The organism is Methanosarcina sp. DH1 (genome assembly GCF_020804205.1).
Lineage (GTDB): Archaea > Halobacteriota > Methanosarcinia > Methanosarcinales > Methanosarcinaceae > Methanosarcina > Methanosarcina vacuolata.
This window is the reverse complement of the sequence record NZ_WJBJ01000016.1, coordinates 58,327-78,333: the sequence shown is the minus strand read 5'-3', so window position 1 is coordinate 78,333 and position 20,007 is coordinate 58,327. Positions and strand designations below refer to the sequence as shown.

Annotated in this window: 15 protein-coding genes and 1 pseudogene; 12 read left to right on the top strand and 4 right to left on the bottom strand. The window is 39.0% G+C overall.

Features of this window, described 5'->3' with window-relative positions; genetic code table 11:
- Nucleotides 1-460: 460 nt before the first annotated feature.
- The 5 genes from FXW07_RS07760 (at nt 461) to FXW07_RS07740 (ending at nt 6,491) form a co-directional block, all read left to right on the top strand.
- Nucleotides 461-1,630, top strand: a complete 1,170-nt coding sequence (locus tag FXW07_RS07760) for a hypothetical protein (protein ID WP_229394949.1) — start codon at nt 461-463, stop codon at nt 1,628-1,630.
- 5 nt (nt 1,631-1,635) lie between these two features.
- On the top strand, nt 1,636-2,805 hold the full coding sequence (locus tag FXW07_RS07755) for an ABC transporter permease (RefSeq protein ID WP_229394948.1): 1,170 nt from the start codon (nt 1,636-1,638) through the stop codon (nt 2,803-2,805).
- A 219-nt stretch (nt 2,806-3,024) separates the two neighbouring features.
- Complete coding sequence (locus tag FXW07_RS07750) at nt 3,025-4,194, top strand: ABC transporter permease (RefSeq protein ID WP_229394947.1); 1,170 nt, start codon at nt 3,025-3,027, stop codon at nt 4,192-4,194.
- Between the two features lie 265 nt (nt 4,195-4,459).
- Nucleotides 4,460-5,143, top strand: coding sequence for an ABC transporter ATP-binding protein (locus FXW07_RS07745; RefSeq protein WP_229394946.1), 684 nt, complete (start codon nt 4,460-4,462; stop codon nt 5,141-5,143).
- A 373-nt stretch (nt 5,144-5,516) separates the two neighbouring features.
- The gene (locus FXW07_RS07740; RefSeq protein WP_229394945.1) at nt 5,517-6,491 is read left to right on the top strand and encodes an NAD(P)-dependent alcohol dehydrogenase; all 975 of its coding nucleotides are present in this window, start codon (nt 5,517-5,519) and stop codon (nt 6,489-6,491) included.
- Between the two features lie 735 nt (nt 6,492-7,226).
- Here FXW07_RS07740 and FXW07_RS07735 read toward each other — a convergent pair.
- Nucleotides 7,227-7,805, bottom strand: coding sequence for a TetR/AcrR family transcriptional regulator (locus FXW07_RS07735; protein ID WP_229394944.1), 579 nt, complete (start codon nt 7,803-7,805; stop codon nt 7,227-7,229).
- Between the two features lie 253 nt (nt 7,806-8,058).
- Nucleotides 8,059-8,697, bottom strand: a complete 639-nt coding sequence (locus FXW07_RS07730) for a TetR/AcrR family transcriptional regulator (protein WP_229394943.1) — start codon at nt 8,695-8,697, stop codon at nt 8,059-8,061.
- 285 nt (nt 8,698-8,982) lie between these two features.
- Here FXW07_RS07730 and FXW07_RS07725 point away from each other — a divergent pair, with 285 nt between their 5' ends.
- From FXW07_RS07725 to FXW07_RS07705, 5 genes and pseudogenes are all read left to right on the top strand, one after another.
- Nucleotides 8,983-10,131, top strand: a complete 1,149-nt coding sequence (locus tag FXW07_RS07725; protein WP_229394942.1) for a hypothetical protein — start codon at nt 8,983-8,985, stop codon at nt 10,129-10,131.
- Between the two features lie 25 nt (nt 10,132-10,156).
- Nucleotides 10,157-11,326: an ABC transporter permease gene (locus FXW07_RS07720; protein ID WP_229394941.1), complete on the top strand. Its 1,170-nt coding sequence runs from the start codon at nt 10,157-10,159 to the stop codon at nt 11,324-11,326.
- A gap of 141 nt (nt 11,327-11,467) precedes the next feature.
- Nucleotides 11,468-12,637 carry an ABC transporter permease gene (locus FXW07_RS07715; protein ID WP_229394940.1) on the top strand — a complete coding sequence of 390 codons (1,170 nt, stop codon included), beginning with the start codon at nt 11,468-11,470 and terminating at the stop codon, nt 12,635-12,637.
- Nucleotides 12,638-13,416: 779 nt separating this feature from the next.
- Nucleotides 13,417-13,599, top strand: a pseudogene (locus FXW07_RS07710) (DUF1232 domain-containing protein); the annotation flags it as partial.
- A 345-nt stretch (nt 13,600-13,944) separates the two neighbouring features.
- Nucleotides 13,945-14,355 carry a DUF3303 family protein gene (locus FXW07_RS07705; protein WP_229394939.1) on the top strand — a complete coding sequence of 137 codons (411 nt, stop codon included), beginning with the start codon at nt 13,945-13,947 and terminating at the stop codon, nt 14,353-14,355.
- Between the two features lie 165 nt (nt 14,356-14,520).
- On the opposite strand, the gene FXW07_RS07700 is transcribed toward FXW07_RS07705, so the two are convergent.
- Nucleotides 14,521-15,057: a GNAT family N-acetyltransferase gene (locus tag FXW07_RS07700; protein WP_229394938.1), complete on the bottom strand. Its 537-nt coding sequence runs from the start codon at nt 15,055-15,057 to the stop codon at nt 14,521-14,523.
- Nucleotides 15,058-15,345: 288 nt separating this feature from the next.
- Between FXW07_RS07700 and FXW07_RS07695 the strand changes: the two genes are divergently transcribed.
- Nucleotides 15,346-16,260 carry a phosphatidylglycerol lysyltransferase domain-containing protein gene (locus tag FXW07_RS07695; protein ID WP_229394937.1) on the top strand — a complete coding sequence of 305 codons (915 nt, stop codon included), beginning with the start codon at nt 15,346-15,348 and terminating at the stop codon, nt 16,258-16,260.
- An 803-nt stretch (nt 16,261-17,063) separates the two neighbouring features.
- On the opposite strand, the gene FXW07_RS07690 is transcribed toward FXW07_RS07695, so the two are convergent.
- A complete protein-coding gene (locus tag FXW07_RS07690) occupies nt 17,064-17,567 on the bottom strand; it encodes a hypothetical protein (RefSeq protein WP_229394936.1) in 504 nt (167 codons plus the stop codon).
- Nucleotides 17,568-19,100: 1,533 nt separating this feature from the next.
- Here FXW07_RS07690 and FXW07_RS07685 point away from each other — a divergent pair.
- Nucleotides 19,101-19,943: a S8 family serine peptidase gene (locus tag FXW07_RS07685; protein ID WP_229394935.1), complete on the top strand. Its 843-nt coding sequence runs from the start codon at nt 19,101-19,103 to the stop codon at nt 19,941-19,943.
- Nucleotides 19,944-20,007: the final 64 nt, after the last annotated feature.

Sequence of the window (20,007 nt, the reverse complement as noted above, 5' to 3'; positions counted from 1 at the left end):
CATGAATTTCGCCTTATTGTCCGTTTGACGCTTGTCTTTTTGTTCTGAACACATTTTTTAGTAGGTATATGAAATATCCTAAGTGAATATTGTTCATTAATTATAAGCAAATTTATATATACGATAAATAACAATTGTTAGATAACGTATGTTATATTACAGGATTCGATACGTCATCTAAAAAAAATGATGAAAAAACAAGACGTATTGGACCTTTTCGAACATATAGGGAAAACAGTTCAGTGTTTGCACGGGAGTGTCCGGTCTTGTTTCGTGAACTGGCAATGCAAAATATCCATACGTTACTTAGCATGAAACCATTCAGGATGTATGATTGAATCATTAACTGAAGATAATAAGCTGTATTCATGGAATCTTAGTGAACTTCTGTGTAGCTCAAAAAATAGTAAAAAGTCTTTCAGATTAAAACAATGTTTTGTTATCGAATCGGGGTAAAATTATGAAATCAATACTTATCGTACTTGCTTTGCTTCTCTTATCGGCCTTCCAGGTCTCTGCAGCAAATAACACACAGATCGAGGGAACAGGTCCAGCCCACATAGCCGAACTCTACAGCGATCTCGAGTCCTTTGATGTAACAATCTACTCAACCCAGCCGGAAAAGAACCTGACCCTTGAGACATCCCTTATCAGGCCGGGAAGAGGGAGTGAAGAAGTCATTGCTACACAGAAATTTTTAACTGGTAGCTTTCCTGCGAATACAAGAGTTACGAAAGTTGGCTTCTGGGATGTAAGGAATCCCAAACGTGGAGCTTATACTCTGAGAGCAAGGCTTATGGAACAGGGACAGGTACTCTCAGAATCTAAGTATGAATTTGTTTACGGCAGCAACTCAGCTTCCAGACTTCAGGTAGATGATCTTGTCCCTAACTCCGAAGGAATCTCTGTTGTGCTCTCTCCAAATCAGGCTTCACTTTTTGATATCGAATATATGCTTGTAAACGGGCACGACGTAATCTATGAAACAAAAACCGAAAAAGTATCCTTGACAAGTGTTCCTGAAGCCTTTTCTGCATCCTGGGGTACTCTTCTTGAGAATAATAATGAATATGCCGGAAGAGTAAAGGTCCATGTTTACTCCCCAGACCAGGGATTTATAGTTTCAACAGAGCGTTTCACTGTCAGAGACGATGCCGAGATTACTGACATCTACGAAGACGAGACCGGAGCAAGTGCAACTGTTTTAGGGCGTTCCCAGGTGCCTTTTGAAGGAAGTCTGGTTTTTTCCGTATATGAAGCAAAGGAAACTTCAGGACGCGACAGTTCGATGTTTGTTGAATCCGTCCGTGAGAGAGTCCCGGTTCTTTTGACCGATGACGATGAGACCGTTGAGGTCGCCTGGAAAGAAAGGCTCACAGAAGGAGTTTACAGGCTTGAGATTGAACTTATCGGTAACGACGGAGATGTTATAGAACGCAGGGAAACCATTATTGAGTCTGATCTATCTCCTGTGAATGAGAGTGAGACAGTCCCTGACACAGGAAATGAAACCTCAGAAGAAGATGATGGTAACGGTATTACCGGCTCTTCTGTTATTGCAGGAACTGCGGGGATTGCTATGGTTTTTGCCTTTTTTAAAAACCATAATAAAAAATCTAAAAGGCCGTGAATCCCATGAGTTATGAACTTATAATTGCTCTCAGACAGATCAGGGCAAGAAAATTCCAGACCCTGCTTTCGGTAGGAGCAATAGCTCTCGCTGTAATGATACTTACAGTTTCTCATTCTATTATGGTGGGTGTTACAGAGGAGTTTTATAACACGTCGGTGGACAAAATTCCTCAGGTCCTGGTCTCTCCAGAAGAAGGCGAGGATTACATCTATCTCTACGATACTCTGATAGAAAATGTTGGCTCAATTGAAGGAGTTACTGCAGTTTCTCCTTTCCTTACAGGGCAGGCTTCTTTGAAATTCAAGGACAATTCCCTTAATTCTGAGCTTAGAGGTGTGATCCCTTCACAGGAAAATGAAATTAGCTCTATCGAAGACGATATGGTTGAGGGCAGTTTCCAGGAACTGGAGTATTCAAGAAATACGGTGGTTATAGGTTCAAAGCTGGCAGAAAAACTTGAGGTTAATCTGGGGGACTTCGTAGATGTGTCTTTTCCGAATGCAAATCCTCTCTCTCTCAGAGTTGCGGGGATCTTTCATACCGGATCTTCTCTTGACGAGTCCCTGGCATATATTTCCCTGGATACTGCCCAGCAATTTTATGATGTCTCGAACGTGGTTAATGGGGTTTCTGTCCGTCTCAGTGATTTTAACAGGGATAGGGAAGTCGCAAACGAGATCAAAAAACTTGGTTATAATGCAGAGGGCTGGACAGAGACATACTCTGCAATCCTCCGAACCATTGCTATCGAAAGCACTACAGACAATATCATATACGGGCTTGTTATTGTCATAGCCTCCTTTGGCGTGGTCAGTACACTGAATCTTTCGGTTATCAGTGCAACGAGTCAGATAGGTATGCTTCGCGCTATGGGTGTACCGGTTTCAGGCATCCAGAGGATTTTCATCCTCCAGAGCGGGATTCTCGGTCTTCTGGGTGCTCTATTCGGTACCTTTGCAGGAGTCCTTATAGCCCTGGCAATAGGACAGTATGAGATCCAGCCGGATCCATCCGATGTTTACGGAAGTGTTTCCTTTATCCCCGTTGCCGTGCACCTTCTGGATACTTTGTTCATCATTTTTGCCGTTTTTATGCTTAACCTGATTACAGGAGTTTATCCTGCGCGGCATGCGGCGAAGGTGGACCCTATAAAGGCTATAACTTCAAAGTGAGTGCAGTGTAATACAATTTCACAGTCAGTTACAATTTCACAGTCAGTTACAATTTCACAGTCAGTTACAATTTCACAGTCAGTTTCATAATTAATTGTAAAAGTAAAAATGTAAGTATCCAGCTGGCTAAAAATCTAATCTAATTTAATATTTATAGAGTCATAAAAGATCCATTGTCCAAAAACTCTGATACATATCCATATCCAGGAGTTTATTCAGATGTATGAATTGAAAATCGCTTTGAGGCAGGTATTATCCAGAAAAAAGCAGGCCCTTTTTTCTATACTTGCCGTTGCTCTTGCAGTTGCCGTAATCACAGTAATGATGGCATTGCTTTCTGGCTTTCAAGGAGAGCTTATAAAGTCCAGTATTGAGGACAACCCACATATTGTTATCAATCCTCAGGAGGAAAAAGAGGAGTTTATTCACCTCTACAAATACAACTCGGCCCTGATCTCCGAAAAGGAGGGGGTTATAGCTGCGTCCCCAAAATATATTGGCCAGGTGGCGCTTAAATACAGGGACAATGCCGAAGGTGTTTCTCTTCAGGGAGTTGACCCAATGGCTGAAGAGAGTGTTATGAAGGTAAGTGAGGATCTTGTTGAAGGTGATATCAAGACCCTTGTTCATACAAGATATGGGATTCTGCTCGGGGACCAACTTGCAAAAAAACTGGAGGTCAATGTGGGGGACCGGGTTGATGCTGTTTTACCGGGCTCGCAAACAACCTCTTTCAAAGTCATAGGTCTTGTTCATACCGGAACTTCAGCAGACGAGGTAACAGCCTATGCAAGGCTCGATTCGGCTCAGGATTTTTTCAAAGAGCCGGGAGTTGTAAGCAACATAGGAATCAGAGTAGCAGACCCTTACCAGGCAGACGCCATTGCATCTTCGATTGAGGGAGAAACCGGACTTGATGCTGTAAGCTGGAGCGAAGCAAACTCTGAAATCCTGAGCTTCTTAGATATCCAGAAGGTCTCTGTAAGTATTTTCTATTTTCTAATTTACGTAATTGCAGGCTTTGGAATTGCAAACACCTTGATCACCGTCGTTACTCAGAGAACCAGGGAAATAGGTATCCTGAAAGCCATGGGGACTTCGAGAAAGAGCATTATGGTCATCTTTCTTTTCCAATCCACGATCCTTGGAGCAATAGGCATGGTGTTCGGCACCATTCTCGGTTATATTTCGATAATTGCACTCCAGAACTATGAAATAGAAGTCCCTCCGGAGACGTATTTCGGGCTTCAGACCCTTCCGATTGAAATTGAACCGCTCAATTTCGTGTATGCGGCTCTCTTTGCTTTTATTGTCAACATTTTCTCAGGAATCTATCCTGCGCGGAAGGCTGCAAAACTTGACCCTGTAAAAGCCATTGAAAGTGCCTGAATATACATTACCCGCATTTCACATGGGTGAAATAAACTGTAATAGTGGTGGTAAACTGTAATAAGAGTGAAATAAACTGTAATAAGAGTGAAATAAACTGTAATATTTGACTTTAGCCTGTAATTTCGTTGTGTTTTATCCCGAAATTTTGTATATTGACTTAAATTTTGTAAAACTCACTCAGTTGAACTGGAAAATAGCAGACACAGCAGATTAAACACTTACTGCCTAAATCATTATAATTTAAGTGAGGAGATGAATAAGTATGACAGAAGAAAGCCCAATTATCGAGCTTAAAGACCTGACAAAGACCTATAAAAACGGAGTGGAGTTTAATGCCCTTGATAATATGAACCTGAAAATTGAGAGAGGAGAATTCGTTGCAATTGTCGGACCATCGGGTTCAGGCAAAAGTACACTCATGCACCTGATAGGCCTGCTGGACACCCCTAGTTCGGGTACCCTCCTGATAGACAGAAACGATGTAACAAAAATGTCGGATAAAGAACGTTCTGAGATAAGGAACAGGACACTTGGTTTTGTTTTCCAGTATCATCACCTGCTCCCGGATTTCACAGCCCTGGAAAACGTAATGATGCCACTTTTGATTTCTGGGAAAAAGAGGAAAGAAGCAAAGGAAATTGCCGAAAAACTTCTGAAAGAAGTCGGGCTTGAAGAGAGAATGGATCACAAACCTAATGAACTTTCAGGAGGGCAGAACCAGAGGGTTGCAATAGCAAGAGCATTGAGCTGTTTCCCTGCAATCGTGCTCGGGGATGAACCTACAGGCAACCTTGATACAAAAACGGGCGACATGATCTATGACCTGCTCAGACAGCTAAACAGGGAGTATAATCAGACATTTATTGTAGTTACTCATAGCGAAAGCCTGGCTTCAAAAGCTGATAAAATTATCAGGCTTGTAGATGGAAAAATTACAGTTCAGTAAGGAGAAAAATGTTATAAAATAGCAACTGAACACAAAAAAACTTAAAGAAGTAAATCGCAAACGAATATGTGAAATATGACAAGAATTACTAAAAAAGCATGGTTTACCAAGAGAATTCTTGGATGGGGGTATCGTCCCAGCAGCTTAGAGGGTTGGATGGTAACTATAGTAGTTTTAGCTGCGGTTTTTGCCAGTATAGATTATTGAGAATACGACAACTTGTTATGTCATTCTTGCTGTAATCCTGATAATCTTTCAGATTATTATTTACCTGACTGGTGATTCCCCGGGCTCTGAGGTATTAGATAAGTTAAGGAATAAATAACGGAAGCATGTAAATTACATTGTCATATTAAAAAAGGAGTATATACTCATGAAAGCAATCGTATGCACGAAATACGGATCACCGGATGTTCTTCAACTCAAAGAGATAGAAAAACCTACTCCCAGGGACAATGAAGTACTGATACGAGTATATGCGGCATTGGTAACACCTGCGGACTGCGCCTTTCGAAAAGGTGAGCCATTTATTTCGAGATTTTTCTCCGGTCTTCAAAAACCCAAATTTGTACCAGGAGATGAGATAGCCGGAGAAATTGAGGCAGTAGGCAAAGACGTTAAATTATTCAAAAAGGGCGACCAGGTTTTTGGATCATGCGGTGTAACTTTTGGCGCTCATGCCGAGTACAAATGTCTGCCCGAAGGAGAGGTACTGGCATTAAAACCGGCCAATTTGAGCTATGGGGAAGCCGCAGCTGTTTGTTATGCAGGATTAACAGCATTGCCTTTCCTTAGAGACAAGGCAAACATTCAGAAAGGACAAAAAATCCTTATCAATGGCGCTTCCGGGGCGATAGGTACTTTTGCGGTACAGCTTGCTAAGTACTATGGGGCGGAAGTAACCGGGGTATGCAGTACTCAAAATGTGGAACTGGTCAAATCTCTTGGTGCCGAGAAGGTAATCGACTACACCAGAGAGGATTTTACTAAAACCGGTCAAACTTATGATATCATTTTTGACGTTGTAGCAAAGAGCTCATTTTCACGTTGTAAAAATTCGCTAAATCAAAATGGAATCTATCTTACCACTTTTCCTTCACCGGGAGTTATGCTTCAGATGTTATGGACATCGAAGTTTAGTCGGAAAAAGGCAATATTTGCGGCCACAGGTTTGAGGCCATCAAGCAAAAAAGCTAGAGACCTTATCTTCCTCAAAGAGCTTGCTGAGGCCGGAAAGATAAAATTGGTCATAGATAAGCGCTACCCTCTGGAATACATTGCCGAGGCGCACATCTATGTTGAAAAAGGACATAAAAAGGGAAATGTAATAATAACTTTAGACCAATGACATTAAAGCATAACAAAATGCTACTGATAAATAATGGCTTTATCTAGTAAAGTCTTAGAGGGCTATTTTTGGTCTTTTGTCTATAATGAATCGACTTCAGGATTTTGTTTCAGGTAATTTAGCGCCTTTAATTAATAGTACATTGTCATATTAACTTCGTTTTTCTGCTTATCCCACATTCCGCAGTATTTTTTAAAAAATCAATATTTTTCCTGATAACGTTTTTGAAACAAATCAAATTAATTTGGACTTTTAATGTAACTTGGTGAAAATTGACTGATATCGTTTTTTGGTCTCTTTGATACACCATATAGCTGCTTTACTTCCTGCATAAAAGTCCGATAAATCTACGTTTTATTGAAAATCGATAACAGGAAAAAATGTGAATATGCGAAAATTTACTGCGGAAAGTGGGGCTTATGTTTCCGTTTTATCCATCCCATCCGAATCTTAAAACTATTTTTATTCAGTTTCTTATTCTTCAACTTCTATTTCTCTTACTCTGGAACCCTGTTTTTTGAAGATTTTCAACAATCTCCACTAAAATTACGGACTTTCCAGTTTCTAATCTCATTATCCTTATTTAATTTCTAGCGAGTTGTATCGCATTCATTACTTTCAGAGGAAGATCACGTAGTTTAGATGTTGAAAGAAAAATACTTTCAAAACCATTTTTCAGGGATAAGATGCCTGCACTCAATCCGGCGATTCCCCCACCCTATAATAATTATTTTTTCATTCTCCCTTCTCCTTTTGTTTTATTTGTTGAATACGCAGGAGATCCTCACCCATTTCCAGAAGCAGCGCCTCAGCAGCCTGGTTATCAAGCCAGGACGGCAGATTACCTGTTGCGGTCATGACTGAGATCCCCGTTTGAAATATCCTCATTTTTAAAAGCAGGCGCTTGCGTTCATCATATGTCAAACCACGCAGGTTTTCGTCTTCAGCCAGTGCTTCAACCATAGTATCCTGAAAGGTTTCGTACGAGGCCACGTATGGATTTTTCTGCATTACCAGTTCACGAAACAAGACTGGGTACTCTCGCGCAAACACCAAACTGGCTTTCCCTATATTTTCGAAAAGGTCCGAACCTTCTTGTTTTTTCAGCAATTCATCCGAAAGGGCAAAAACACGCTCGATCACAGCTTTAATCAAATCCTCAATTGTTTCGAAATTGATATAGATCGGCGCAACAGAGCTATGAAGACGTTTTGCTACGCTGCGAGCGGTGATGCCGGCAAAGCCTTCTTCTTTTGCGATGGCAAAACCGGCCTCTACAATAGCTTCTCTGTCAAATTTTGTTTTGGGTGGCATACAGATCTTTCTCAGAATATTCTTTGTTATATAACATATGTTATTTTATATCATAAAAAGATATTTATCATCAAAAATGTAGGATGTTAACAAAAAACTGATCCATGAAGTTGTCTGATACTTTTTGTGATGTTTGCACTGTCGCTCATCTAGACTGTCACACACTTGTACTGTCAAACATTTTCACTGTCACGCATTTCCACTGTCACACATTTCCACTGTCGACTCTGGTTGATGTGTACCTGGAATAAACTCACGCTTCCTTTTGATAACCCCAGATCTTCAAAGATAGGTCAACCATCAGATCAGTCAGGTTTTCCTCGTTTATGAGAGGTGTGCTGTAGAGGTAGATCATACTGAAGAGGAGAATGCTTTTTACCGTGATCCCCCAGTACACAAAAACTTCCAGAGGATCTTTATCACTTATCTCAACGCCACTGAAACTGCAAAAAAATTCGGAAGCGGCTTTGTAGTCTTTGACATCCATCTTTTTGATTTCGTCCACGATTTCACTATCGCTCAGTGTGGCCATGGTCAACGCTTTTATCAAAGGACTGTTATCTTTGTAGAATTGCTGCATATTTTTTATAACATCCCTCATGTAACCCGGGAAATCATTAAAATCAATAGTTTCTGGCTGTTTTATCCTTAATAACTTATCCATGTATCTATAACTGATCTCCTTAAGGATGTCAGACTTGCCTTCCGGGAAATACTTATAGATCAGTCCTATACTCACACCGGCAGCCTCAGTTATGTCCCGGATAGTCACGTTTTCATAACCTTTTGTTTCAATCAGCATGCACATGGCATCCTGGATGGAGATGATTTTTGCTTTTTTATCCCGTTTTGTGCTATTTCGATCTTCTTGAACAGTTTTTTTGTCCTGCATCGGATATCTCCTAAGTGAACAATATTCAAAACTTCTATAAATAAATTGTATGCATTAATTCATAAGTGAACGACGTTCAAAAATTGGTATTAATAAGTTGTATGCAGTAATGCTATAAGTGAACAATGTTCAAAAATCTTTATTAATAAGTTGTATGCATAAAAGATTAATAGAATTTTATACAAAGTCCAGAAATAATTCAATGTCTCTAGTTGAAACGCAGTTAAACGATTTTTATAAAAATATATTTTAATAATTGTTATCACAGAACCGGGGTAAAAGACAATGAAAGCTGCACTTTTCTTACTTACTTTTTACCTTATATCCGTTTTTCCGGCCTCTGCATCCGAGAATTCTCACACTGAAGAAACGAGTACAACCCACATAGCCGACCTTTATAGCGATCTTGAGTCCTTTGATGTAACCCTCTACTCGGACAAGCCAGAAGACAACTTGAATCTTGAGGTGCTTCTTGTCAGACCCATGGGAACAAATGAGAAAACACTTGACAGACAGGTATTTTCAATAGATAGCATTCCTGCAAATAAACAGGTAATAAAGGTTGGTTTCTGGAATGCAGGAAGTTCCGAACGCGGAGCTTATAAAATAAAGGCCAGGCTTCTTGAAGGAAACAAGGCTCTTTCAGAGTCTGAATATAATTTTGCTTACGGCACCAATTCTGCGTCAAGGCTTCAGGTCAATGACCTGGTTGCTAACTCCCAGGGAATTAGTGTTGCACTCTCTCCAAAAGAAGCCTCACTTTTTGATATCGAATATATGCTTGTAGATGGTTTTGATGTCGTTTATGCAACAAAAGCTGACAAATTATCACTTACCAGCGTTCCGGATATTTTTTCCGCTCCCTGGGGTACACTTCTTGAAAACAATAAAGAGTATGCTGGAAGAGTAAAGATTCAGGTTTATTCTCCTGATAAGGAGGTTATAAGCTCAGCCGAGCGATTTACTGCCAGAGATGATGCAGAGATTACCGATATCTACAAAGATGAAACCGGAGCAAGTGCAACTGTTTATGGGCGTTCTCAGGTGCCTTTTGAAGGAAAACTGGTTTTTTCTGTATACAAACTGAAAGCAAATTCTGAAAAAGGGAACTCCAGTCTTGTTGAATCTGTCCAGCAAAAGGTTCCAGTGTTGCTGAATAACGATGACGAAACAGTTGAAGTGGCCTGGAGCCATAGGCTTCCTGAAGGGATCTACAGGCTTGAGATCGAGCTTCTGGGAAACGACGGTGACGTTACTGAGCACAGGGAAACAGTCATCGAATCCGATCTATCCCAGAGTTCCAGTGTTAGTCTGGTAAATAATACTACTTCAGAAAACGAGACTTCAGATGATAATGGACTCCCAGGTTTTTCTGCAGCAGCATTAGTTTCAGGGCTTGCAACGGTTTTTATCTTTTTCAGGAATAAAATTTGAAACCAGATTAAAGGCTGTGAGTCCCATGCGTTATGAACTCTTTATCGCGCTCAGGCAGATTCGGGCAAGAAAATTCCAGACAATTCTTTCAGTTGTAGCTATAGCTCTTGCTGTGATGGTACTAACCGTTTCCCAGGCTCTTATGGTTGGTTTCACTGGCGAACTCTATAGTACTACGGTAAATAAGCTTCCTCATGTCTCGGTATCTCCGCAAGAAGGTGAAGACTATATTTACCTTTACAGAAACCTTATTGACGATATCGACAAAATCCAGGGCGTTTCGGCAGTTTCTCCTTTTCTTACGGGAAAAGCTTCCTTCAGGTTCAAGACAAATTCCTTTAATGCCGAGCTGAAAGGCGTTCTCCCTCTACAGGAAAACAATATCAGCGCTATTGAAGCTGATATGGTTAAAGGGGATTTCAGGGAGCTTGAATATTCCAGAAATACAGTGGTAATCGGCTCGAAACTGGCAGATAAGCTTGAGGTTAATCCCGGAGACTCGGTTGATGTATCTTTTCCCAATGCAAACCCTCTGTCCCTGAGAGTAGTTGGGATCTTCAATACTGGCTCGCCTCTGGATGAGTCCCTTACTTATACATCTCTGGATACCGCCCAGAATTTCTACGATGTTCCGGATGTGATTAACGGTCTTTCTGTCAGACTTGAAGATTTTAACAGGGACAGGGAAATTGCTGCTAAGATAGAAAAGACCGGTTATAAGGCAAAAGGCTGGACCGAAACCAATCCTGAAATCCTCAGGACGATTGCCATTGAGAGCACTTCCAACAATGTGGTCCTTGGTCTGATTGTAGTTATTGCTTCTTTTGGGGTGGTTAGCGCTCTGAATCTTTCAGTTATCGGCGCTACAAACCAGATTGGCATGCTTAGAGCTATGGGAGCTACAGTTTCCAGTATCAGGACAATTTTTGTACTTCAAAGCGGCATTCTGGGTCTGCTAGGTGCACTTATCGGGACTCTTACAGGAGTTGCAATATCTCTGGGATTAGGCCAGTACGAAATGCCGTCTGCTTCCTCAGAACTTTACGGCGGCATGGCAACTATTCCCATCATAGTCCGAACCGGAGATATTCTGGTCATTATTATTGCAGTTTTTCTGCTGAACCTTATTGCCGGGATTTACCCTGCCCAACAGGCAGCTAAACTCGATCCGGTGAAGGCTATCAGTTCAAAGTAAATACAGATTTAAGATTATTCCCTGTCTTGTTCAGATTAAATTATGTTATAAATTATTTCAACAGATTGGATATTCTGGAAATTATGAGATTCCCTGCTGACCAAGAACCCTAAGATGTATCATCTCCAGGAGCTAATTCATATGTATGAATTGAAAATCGCATTAAGGCAAGTTTTTTCCAGAAGAAGGCAAACTTTTTTTGCCATACTTGCAGTTGCCCTTGCCGTAGCCGTAATTACGGTGATGATGGCAATGCTTTCAGGCTTTCAAGGAGAGCTTATAAAGTCCAGCACTGAGAACAATCCCCATATTGTTATCAATCCTCAGGATGAAAAAGACGGGTTCATTCATCTTTACAAATACAATTCGGCCCTGATTTTTGAGAAAGAAGGAGTTATAGCGGTTTCTCCGAAATATCTGGGTCAGGCAGCTCTGGAATATAAGGATAATGCAGAAGGTATTTCACTTCAGGGGGTTGAACCTGAGGCTGAAGATAAGGTTATGCGAGTAAGCAGGGACATAGTAGAAGGGAGCTTTCTATCGCTTACCCATACAAGGCACGGAATAATACTTGGGGATAAGCTTGCGGAAAATCTTGGAGTTCAGCCTGGGGACCGGGTAGATGCAGTGTTTCCGGGCTCAAAAACAACTTCTTTCAAGGTTATAGGTCTGATACATACAGGAACTGAGGCAGATGAAGTAACAGCCTATGCAAGACTGGACTCGGTGCAGGATTTTTTCAATGAACCCGGAGTTGTAAGTACAATAGGGATCAGGGTCGCAGACCCGTATCAGGCTGACGTTATAGCGGGCTCAATTGAAAGGGAAACCGAGCTTAACGCAGTAAGCTGGATAGAAGCAAATGCAGAAATCCTTAATCTTCTAAACACTCAGAAGGTTTTCGTAAACGTTTTCTACTTCCTTATTTACGGGATTGCAGGGTTCGGGATTGCAAACACACTTATCACCATTGTTGCCCAGCGAACCAGAGAAATAGGCATCTTAAAAGCTATGGGAGCCTCTCAAAAAAGTATAATGATTGTCTTTCTTTTCCAGTCTGTAATTCTTGGAGCTATTGGGCTGGTTTTGGGTACTATTCTGGGTTATATTGCAACCATTACTCTACAGAGTTATAAAATCGCAGTCCCCCAGGAGATGTATTTCGGGCTCCAGACGCTTCCTCTTGAAGTCGAACCTCTCAACTTCGTATATGCTGCTTTCTTCGCTTTCATAATCAACATAATCTCAGGTATTTACCCTGCAAGGAAAGCTGCAAAGCTTGACCCTGTAACAGCCATAGAAAGTGCTTGATACAATCACTTTTTCCTGGTGTAAAAAAGCTGTTGCGGCTTGATTTTAGCGTATAATTTGTTTATGAATTTAAGATTGTTCGCCTAGCAGTCCCCTAGCAGTCTCCTAATATTTACATAGTAGTCACCTAGTAGTCACATAGTAGTTACTCAATAAAATTTGATAACTTGCGCATTTAAACTAAAATCGAGTAATAGAGTCGTAAAAGTAGCTATGGTTAGCAACCAAAAAAATTTCAGTGCAAAATTTTTTTCTTTCCAAAAACTTCTCCAATTTTTGGAGACACTTTCCTCAAAATTATTAATCTTGTATGGAAAATGGTCGTTGCTTTTACAACGCTCTCATTTATTTTTAAACTAACTATTTATCTGAATTTCGTCTCCGAAAGTTGTACTTTCTTATCTATAAGGTCAGTTTAGACAAATCTAATAATATTACTATAGTGACTGACTTAGACGAAGATTCCTTACATTCCTTACATTCCTAAAAGAAGATTCCTTACATTCCTGAATCCCAAAATAAGAGTCTTCCCTGGAATGCACCTGCTTCGAAGTTGTAGAGTCCTCTTTTAAAATACTCGTAAGGTTAGACTTGTTCGCTTTTATTCAATATTCACTGATCAGAGTATTGTTTTTACAGACTACTGAATATACATATTAAATAATACAGATAATTATTTATAAACAATCAGTTCTGTATTTATGTTAGTTATGTTGAAACTAAAAGAAATAAAGAATAATGCAAAAAAGTACATAGAACTATGTAAACTTATATATGTAGATCCTCGAACTCCCAAAACTGCAAAAATACTATTATGGATTGCCATAGGCTATGCTTTATCACCAATAGATTTAATACCGGATTTCATACCTGTAATTGGTTATCTTGATGATATGATAGTTGTCCCTGTGCTTTTGTACATTGCAATTAGATCAGTACCTAAAGATGTGTATATCGAAAATTATGTTCAGATTTTAAGAAAGTGAATCATTATCCAGAAAACACGGTATTTTTTAGATCTTCATTTATTAAAATTCTGTTCAGGCTCTATTAAGGTCCAATTCAGGTACAAAATTGTAAAATTTCTTTATATTTTAACTCGAGACAGCTTGAGCTTTAGCTAACAAATAAAAAGCCTTTTTCGGATCTGTTTTGCTGAACATTTATTCCTAAAAGTATATGCCCATCTGAAGAGAAACAATACTTAACTTTACCAGATGTATTTTTGAAGTCGATTCGAGTTTAGTAGAACAGGATTTCTATTAAATGGGATTCAAACCACGTTTTGATATTAGGGGTATGAGGAAATGTTACTCATGGATATAATAACCTGGGAGCCTAAAGACTCCCTGAAAGTTGCGGAATTCTATGCAAATTATGAATACCCGAAGGGCATAAAAGTAATCGACGAGTGGACTGACCTTACTGGCTATCGCACGTTTATAATTTATGAAACTGAAGATGAAAAAACATACGCTGCTTCCGTATTTCCTTTCATAGGGCTGTGCAAATTCGAAACGTTTCCGGTTATGAAACTGGATAAGTTTATGCAGCTTGCCCAAAAACTTGCCGAGAAAACCGGAGGAAATAGTCCAGGCGTTGAGCAGGACGAGGGAGGAAAAGTCTCAAAAAAACTTTTTCAGCAAATAGATAACCTTGAAAAGAGAATTGAACGCCTTGAACACCATTCTTTTGTTCAACAGGAAGATATAACATAAAAACTTAGATCGGTCATGAAGATCTAGATCCAACTCCAAAACTTAGTTCAACCTAAAAACTTAGTTCAACCTAAAGACCTGGCTACAACGTAAAGCCCTGGTCCCAATGAAAAAACCGTGATCTGAAAGCAGATTTTAGTCCTGTTGAGAATTTTTACCTCAAATTTATTTTTCAAGCGCGCTTTCAAATTTTTCCTCGTCCATACGGTAGATCTGCCACCCAGCGGCAGGGCTTCCTCCAAGATATTCATAGAATTCCCTTGCAGGGTTCCAGTCAAGGACTGCCCATTCCATTCTTCCGCAATTTCTTTCTTTTGCAAGCTTTACACAGTGGAGAAACATTGCTTTTCCAATCCCTTTTCTCCTGAACTCGGGTCTTACAAATATATCCTCTATATAGAGCCCCGGCTTTCCTAAAAAAGTAGAAAAGTTGTGGAAAAAGACAGTAAATCCGGCTGGAGCCCCGTCCAGTTCTGCAAAGAAAACTTCAGCATAGGGTCTTTTTCCAAACATAGCTTCTGCCAGGGATTCTTCTGTCGCTGTGACCAGGTGGGAAAGGTTTTCAAACCTGGCAATGCCTTTGACGAACTTAAGAATCAGGGTAACATCTTCTATTTCTGCGGCGCGGATTTTCAACCCGGGTTTTACTCCCTCCTCTGCGGGATTTATGTCCTCTTTTGTAAGTTTTTTGCGCACTGACATTTTTTGATTCCTTTATTGAATCGATAGATATAGATAATTTCATAGGTTTAATGAAACAGAATTTATGAAACAGAATTTATGAAACAGAATTTATGAAACAGAATTTATGAAACAGAATTTATGAAACTGACTTTATGAAACTGAGTTTATAAAACTGAATTTATGAAACTGTATATAGACTAAGTTTATTTGAATTAACTCTTAATGTATGTAATTTTTGCTAGCCTTAGATATCCAACAAAAATAAGTATGAAGCAATAAGTATGAAGCCAAAAAGTCTTGTTTAAAATGCTTGATAAAAAAGATTTCAAACCGGTCACGCTTGCAGATCGGGCTTTTTTCGAGAACCATTACGCACTCTACCCGCAAAACCACAGCGACAACACTTTCACGAGCATAATCTGCTGGAACCATTTCATGCATTACAGGTATGCATACGTGAGAGGGAACGTAATTCTTGTATGCACTGCCGCAGGGGTGACACGCTTACACCCGCCTGTAGGTCCCCATGATCCTGAACTCATGCGGGAAGTAATACGGCTGGCGCTGGACATGGGTGACAATAATAAGCCCCTTATGCTCATTGAACCCGAGACTGCAAAATTGATGAAGAAAATCGATCCTGACCTTCTTTTTATTCCGGATCTGAACCATTTTGAGTATGTGTACAGGGCCCACGACCTTGCTGAGCTTCTTGGAAAGAAATATCTTAAGATCCGCAACCAGATTAACAAATTTCGGAAGAATTACCAGTACTCGGTCGAGCCGATAACCCCAGAAAACCAAAAAGAGATAATGGAGTTCCTGGTGAGGTGGTGTGAGAGCAAAAACTGCGAAGATAATTTCATTCTTGCCCACGAGATAGAGGCTGTCTTTTATGCGATCGAGCACTTGACCGATTTACGCTTGCGAGGCCTTTTGATAAGGGTCGGTTTACAGGTAAGTGCCGTCTCTCTTTTTGAGCGCCTCGATAGTAATACGGCGATAATTCATTTTGAGAAAGGGCTTCCGGAGTATGATGGAATATACAAGGTAATCAATGCCGAAACTGCAGCGGTTCTTGCCAGTGAGGTGGAATACATCAATAGGGAAAGCGATCTTGGCGTCAGTGGACTTCGAGAGGCTAAGCTGAGATATCATCCGCACCACATGGTAGAGGTTTATTCGCTCAAACGACGAACAGGTTTTCCATTTGTCACGTGAATATGCACTCTAATAAATGTCTGCACTCTAATACATGCCGGCATGTGAACTACCCTTAAGATAAACAGGTTGTCCGTCAATTCAATAACGGAATCCATTTACTTCTTGAACTTAAAAAGGATCAGTCTATTAAAGCTTAATCTACGTGAATTTTATGTAATTATAATTCAAGATTCTTTAAAAGATGCATTCCTACGTTTGTGCCGATTTACCTTTTATTATCTAAATTTTTAAAAAATAAATATATCAAGATAATAATAAAAATCGTTGTGTATATTTCAGGGATTCCTAATTCAGTGAAACTCTTGAATAGTAATGTAGGAGACATGGTATTTTCCAAATTTTTTATAAATTAAATATAAAACACATATAAAAATAATAACAAATATAACATCGATTACAGGGGTTCAAAATTAAGTTATGACACTGGAACTTATTGTTTACATGCTTTTAAAATTGTTTTAAATAATTATAAAATTTTGCACAGGCTCCGTATAGGTAAATTAAAACTAACTGTTCAGCTGTTCTTGGAAAAACTCCAGGTCCTGCGAACCAATACAATTAATTTTTTCCTTGCTTTTTTTTGTTTGAGAGTATTCTTCAAAAAGAAATCTTATACCAGGCTTTGCTAAATATTTGTGACCAATAATTGTATTTTTCAAGTTTGTGTTTTCTGTTTCAAGCAAATCAAGGAGATATATAGAGTTAAAGTTGCGCTGGCTCACTCCCCAGCAAGCTAGCGGGGTATTCAACTGAAATAAGTTGTTTTTAAAAATCGTAGGGTTGTGAATAAATATATAAAATTAATAGAGGGTGTCTTTAAACACCTCCTCATTTTTAGCCTCTGCAAGTGTTTTCAAAGCTTCAAGCTGTTCCTGTTCAGAATCTATATAATGAACTTCATATCCGAGCCTGCCAAGCTGCCGGATGTACTCTGTTGGAAACGCGGGCTCTATCGTTACAGCATGGGTAATTACATATCGATCGCCGACAACGGTTCGTAGCAGGCTTCGCCCATATCTATCGTCCAATTCTTCAGTCTTAGGTTTTAGAGCAGTAATATCATCTATCATCCTTCCTATGGCCTGAAAGTCAAATGCGGGACCCCAGCACGTGAGTGTAAAACACTGTGCTATGCGATCGGCTCCGATTTTCCTTGCCAGACCAACTGATGTATATTTGCGAATATTATTACCTTCCTGCATGTTAGGCACAAAGAACATTTCATTCTGGTTTGGCCAAAAGAAATCCGAGATATTCTTTGAGAACAGCTCATGAATCACTTCGTCAAACAGCCAACGCGGCATGATAGACCATGCAACTCTCTTCATGTTATCGGTAACTATCACTTGTTTGCCTTTGATTAGCTCTAGATCGGGATATTCTCCCAATATTTGTTGCTCAATATCATCGAACATATTATCCATAACTTTCAAGGGTTCGTCTTTGATTAGCTCTATCTCGGACGCCCTTTCAAGAATCTCTGCTCAAGATTTTAGAATATATTTAGCTAAGTTAGCTAATTTTATGACAAAAATAAGTATTTTTAACCTTATATACAAATACCAAAATAATTAAAAACCGGCTTACAATATCGATATTGTGGTTCAAAAACATGACAGAGAGGTTTTATTAAATTTGCTGAAAATGCTTTAAATGCAAAATAATGGACTAAAATTGGTTATTTAATCAAAAAATTATATTTAATGACTTAAAATTTCACCATGGAATTCCACTGAATATAACATTAAATAATAAGAGCTTAATTAATATCACATATATATATTAAAATGACATTTAATAAGTTTTATCTTTTCAATTTTCATAAATATATAACTATTAATTATGTTTTGGATCTATAAATAGAGCTTTTTGCGTTATTGCACGATCAAAAACTTCTTTAAGAATATTCATTTCATAAAAATCCATGAAATAGATTATAAATTGCTTTAAGATACTTTTTCTACAAAATAAGTTTTATAGTTCAATATTGCTGAATAAGGCATTTTGTGCAATATGACAAAATAAAAGGAGGCTCTTCGTTGTTTTGTGTGGATATCCTCATAATGTCTTCATAAAAACCAATGCGGTCTCGAATTGAAAATCGTCTTATCCACAGGGAATGACGAAGAGTCATTATTCTGAACCCCTCGCTAACTACAAACATACAAACTTCTATCTCTTAAGTCCAGGCTATTTTCTAAAAAGCTAAATCTGGGCTAATTTTTTTTACTGGAAAGCCCTCTATTTCAGAATATTATTCATTGACCATCGGTTAAGGAATTTTCTTGCCTGAACGCTATTGATTTTGCATTAGAAACCAGCTTTCAATTTTGGCCTGTTTACATGAAATCGACGCCCTATTCCAGTCCACAACTTAATAAAATATTTAGCAAACGTTGTGGAAATGGACACAGTTTGTCACGATTTCTCACTTAACAGAAGACGCATGAATAAGTATTATATATAATGACAACATACCGATTTTAAAAAAATGAAAAGATATTATTTGTACTTTTTTATTTTTTGTACTTATTATCCAGGAACCGACTTCCAAGTACGATAGTTTTGTCGTAGACTTCCCATATACCTGTTAGAAAGTTCATAAATCTAGGTTTTAAGTACTATCCTATAGTTTAACCAAAAAAAATCAGTCTATTAAAACATAAATTGATTGGATTGAATTTATATTTAGTGGATGCTGTAATTGGTTTTACATTTTTTTATGTACTCTTTATTTTTTTACTTGAGTATGTAATCCTAGTAAGATACATTTAAAGTTATCTTGTAATCTAATCCGCAATTATCATAATCCATTATAAATTCAACATTGGGATCACATGATAGATGCCTGTTCATATATCCGTTACTTTGCCTCTTTAATTCCAAATAAAGAGCAACCTGCACCCCTCCTCCAGTATTCACTGGAAAATTATCCAACAGGTGAGGGAATAAATATTGGTCTTATTGAATCAAGCGTTAACACTCAAATTCCCGATCTGGATATAGCCAACTTTTCAATACGTAATTTTGCTGAACATGTGCCAAAAATAAACCCAATAACAGAGCATGGAACGCATTCGGCAAGCATTCTAATCGGGCAAGGAAAACAATATATTCGAGGCATTACACCAGAAGCGCATCTCCTCATTGCGAATGTCATTGGACTTGATGGAGTGGCCAAACCTAGTGCAATAGAAAGAGCATTAAGATGGCTCGTTTCCAAGAATGTTGATATCATAGCCATACCTCTTGGGTGTAATAAAAGACATAGTAAAATAGAACTCTTAATCGAAAAAGGGTATGAACATGGTATAATATTCATTGCAGCGGCTGGCAATTGGCATCCAATGCCCTTAAGTTTTCCAGCCTGCCATCCAAAAACTATCGCAGTAGGAGCAGCGGACTATTCTGGCAAAATTCTTCCTGATTGCAGCAGGTGGCCAAGACTTGATCTATTGGCACCCGGATGGAAAATATTTGCGCCTGTTAACGCAGATGCTGTTCGGAGTACTAATGGATCATCTGTTGCCTGTGTTATAGCAGCTGGTGCAGCAGCTCTTGCACTTACCGACAGAAACTATCATGAAAATTGCTCTCATGAGGCTATATTAAATGAGTTAATTGGACACAACTATGCATCATTACAATCTAAATTGAAGGGAGAAAAGGAACATGGCTAGAGTAAGTAATGAAGTTTTTCAGGTGACTGAATTAAAGGACCCGAAACTGCGCGAAATAGGAGAC

Bases quoted from the DNA above. Each gene is read 5' to 3' on its own strand.
- FXW07_RS07760 (WP_229394949.1), top strand. From the start codon at position 461: ATGAAATCAATACTTATCGTACTTGCTTTGCTTCTCTTATCGGCCTTC.
- FXW07_RS07755 (WP_229394948.1), top strand. From the start codon at position 1,636: ATGAGTTATGAACTTATAATTGCTCTCAGACAGATCAGGGCAAGAAAA.
- FXW07_RS07750 (WP_229394947.1), top strand. From the start codon at position 3,025: ATGTATGAATTGAAAATCGCTTTGAGGCAGGTATTATCCAGAAAAAAG.
- FXW07_RS07745 (WP_229394946.1), top strand. From the start codon at position 4,460: ATGACAGAAGAAAGCCCAATTATCGAGCTTAAAGACCTGACAAAGACC.
- FXW07_RS07740 (WP_229394945.1), top strand. From the start codon at position 5,517: ATGAAAGCAATCGTATGCACGAAATACGGATCACCGGATGTTCTTCAA.
- FXW07_RS07735 (WP_229394944.1), bottom strand. From the start codon at position 7,805: ATGCCACCCAAAACAAAATTTGACAGAGAAGCTATTGTAGAGGCCGGT.
- FXW07_RS07730 (WP_229394943.1), bottom strand. From the start codon at position 8,697: ATGCAGGACAAAAAAACTGTTCAAGAAGATCGAAATAGCACAAAACGG.
- FXW07_RS07725 (WP_229394942.1), top strand. From the start codon at position 8,983: ATGAAAGCTGCACTTTTCTTACTTACTTTTTACCTTATATCCGTTTTT.
- FXW07_RS07720 (WP_229394941.1), top strand. From the start codon at position 10,157: ATGCGTTATGAACTCTTTATCGCGCTCAGGCAGATTCGGGCAAGAAAA.
- FXW07_RS07715 (WP_229394940.1), top strand. From the start codon at position 11,468: ATGTATGAATTGAAAATCGCATTAAGGCAAGTTTTTTCCAGAAGAAGG.
- FXW07_RS07705 (WP_229394939.1), top strand. From the start codon at position 13,945: ATGTTACTCATGGATATAATAACCTGGGAGCCTAAAGACTCCCTGAAA.
- FXW07_RS07700 (WP_229394938.1), bottom strand. From the start codon at position 15,057: ATGTCAGTGCGCAAAAAACTTACAAAAGAGGACATAAATCCCGCAGAG.
- FXW07_RS07695 (WP_229394937.1), top strand. From the start codon at position 15,346: ATGCTTGATAAAAAAGATTTCAAACCGGTCACGCTTGCAGATCGGGCT.
- FXW07_RS07690 (WP_229394936.1), bottom strand. From the start codon at position 17,567: ATGCCGCGTTGGCTGTTTGACGAAGTGATTCATGAGCTGTTCTCAAAG.
- FXW07_RS07685 (WP_229394935.1), top strand. From the start codon at position 19,101: ATGATAGATGCCTGTTCATATATCCGTTACTTTGCCTCTTTAATTCCA.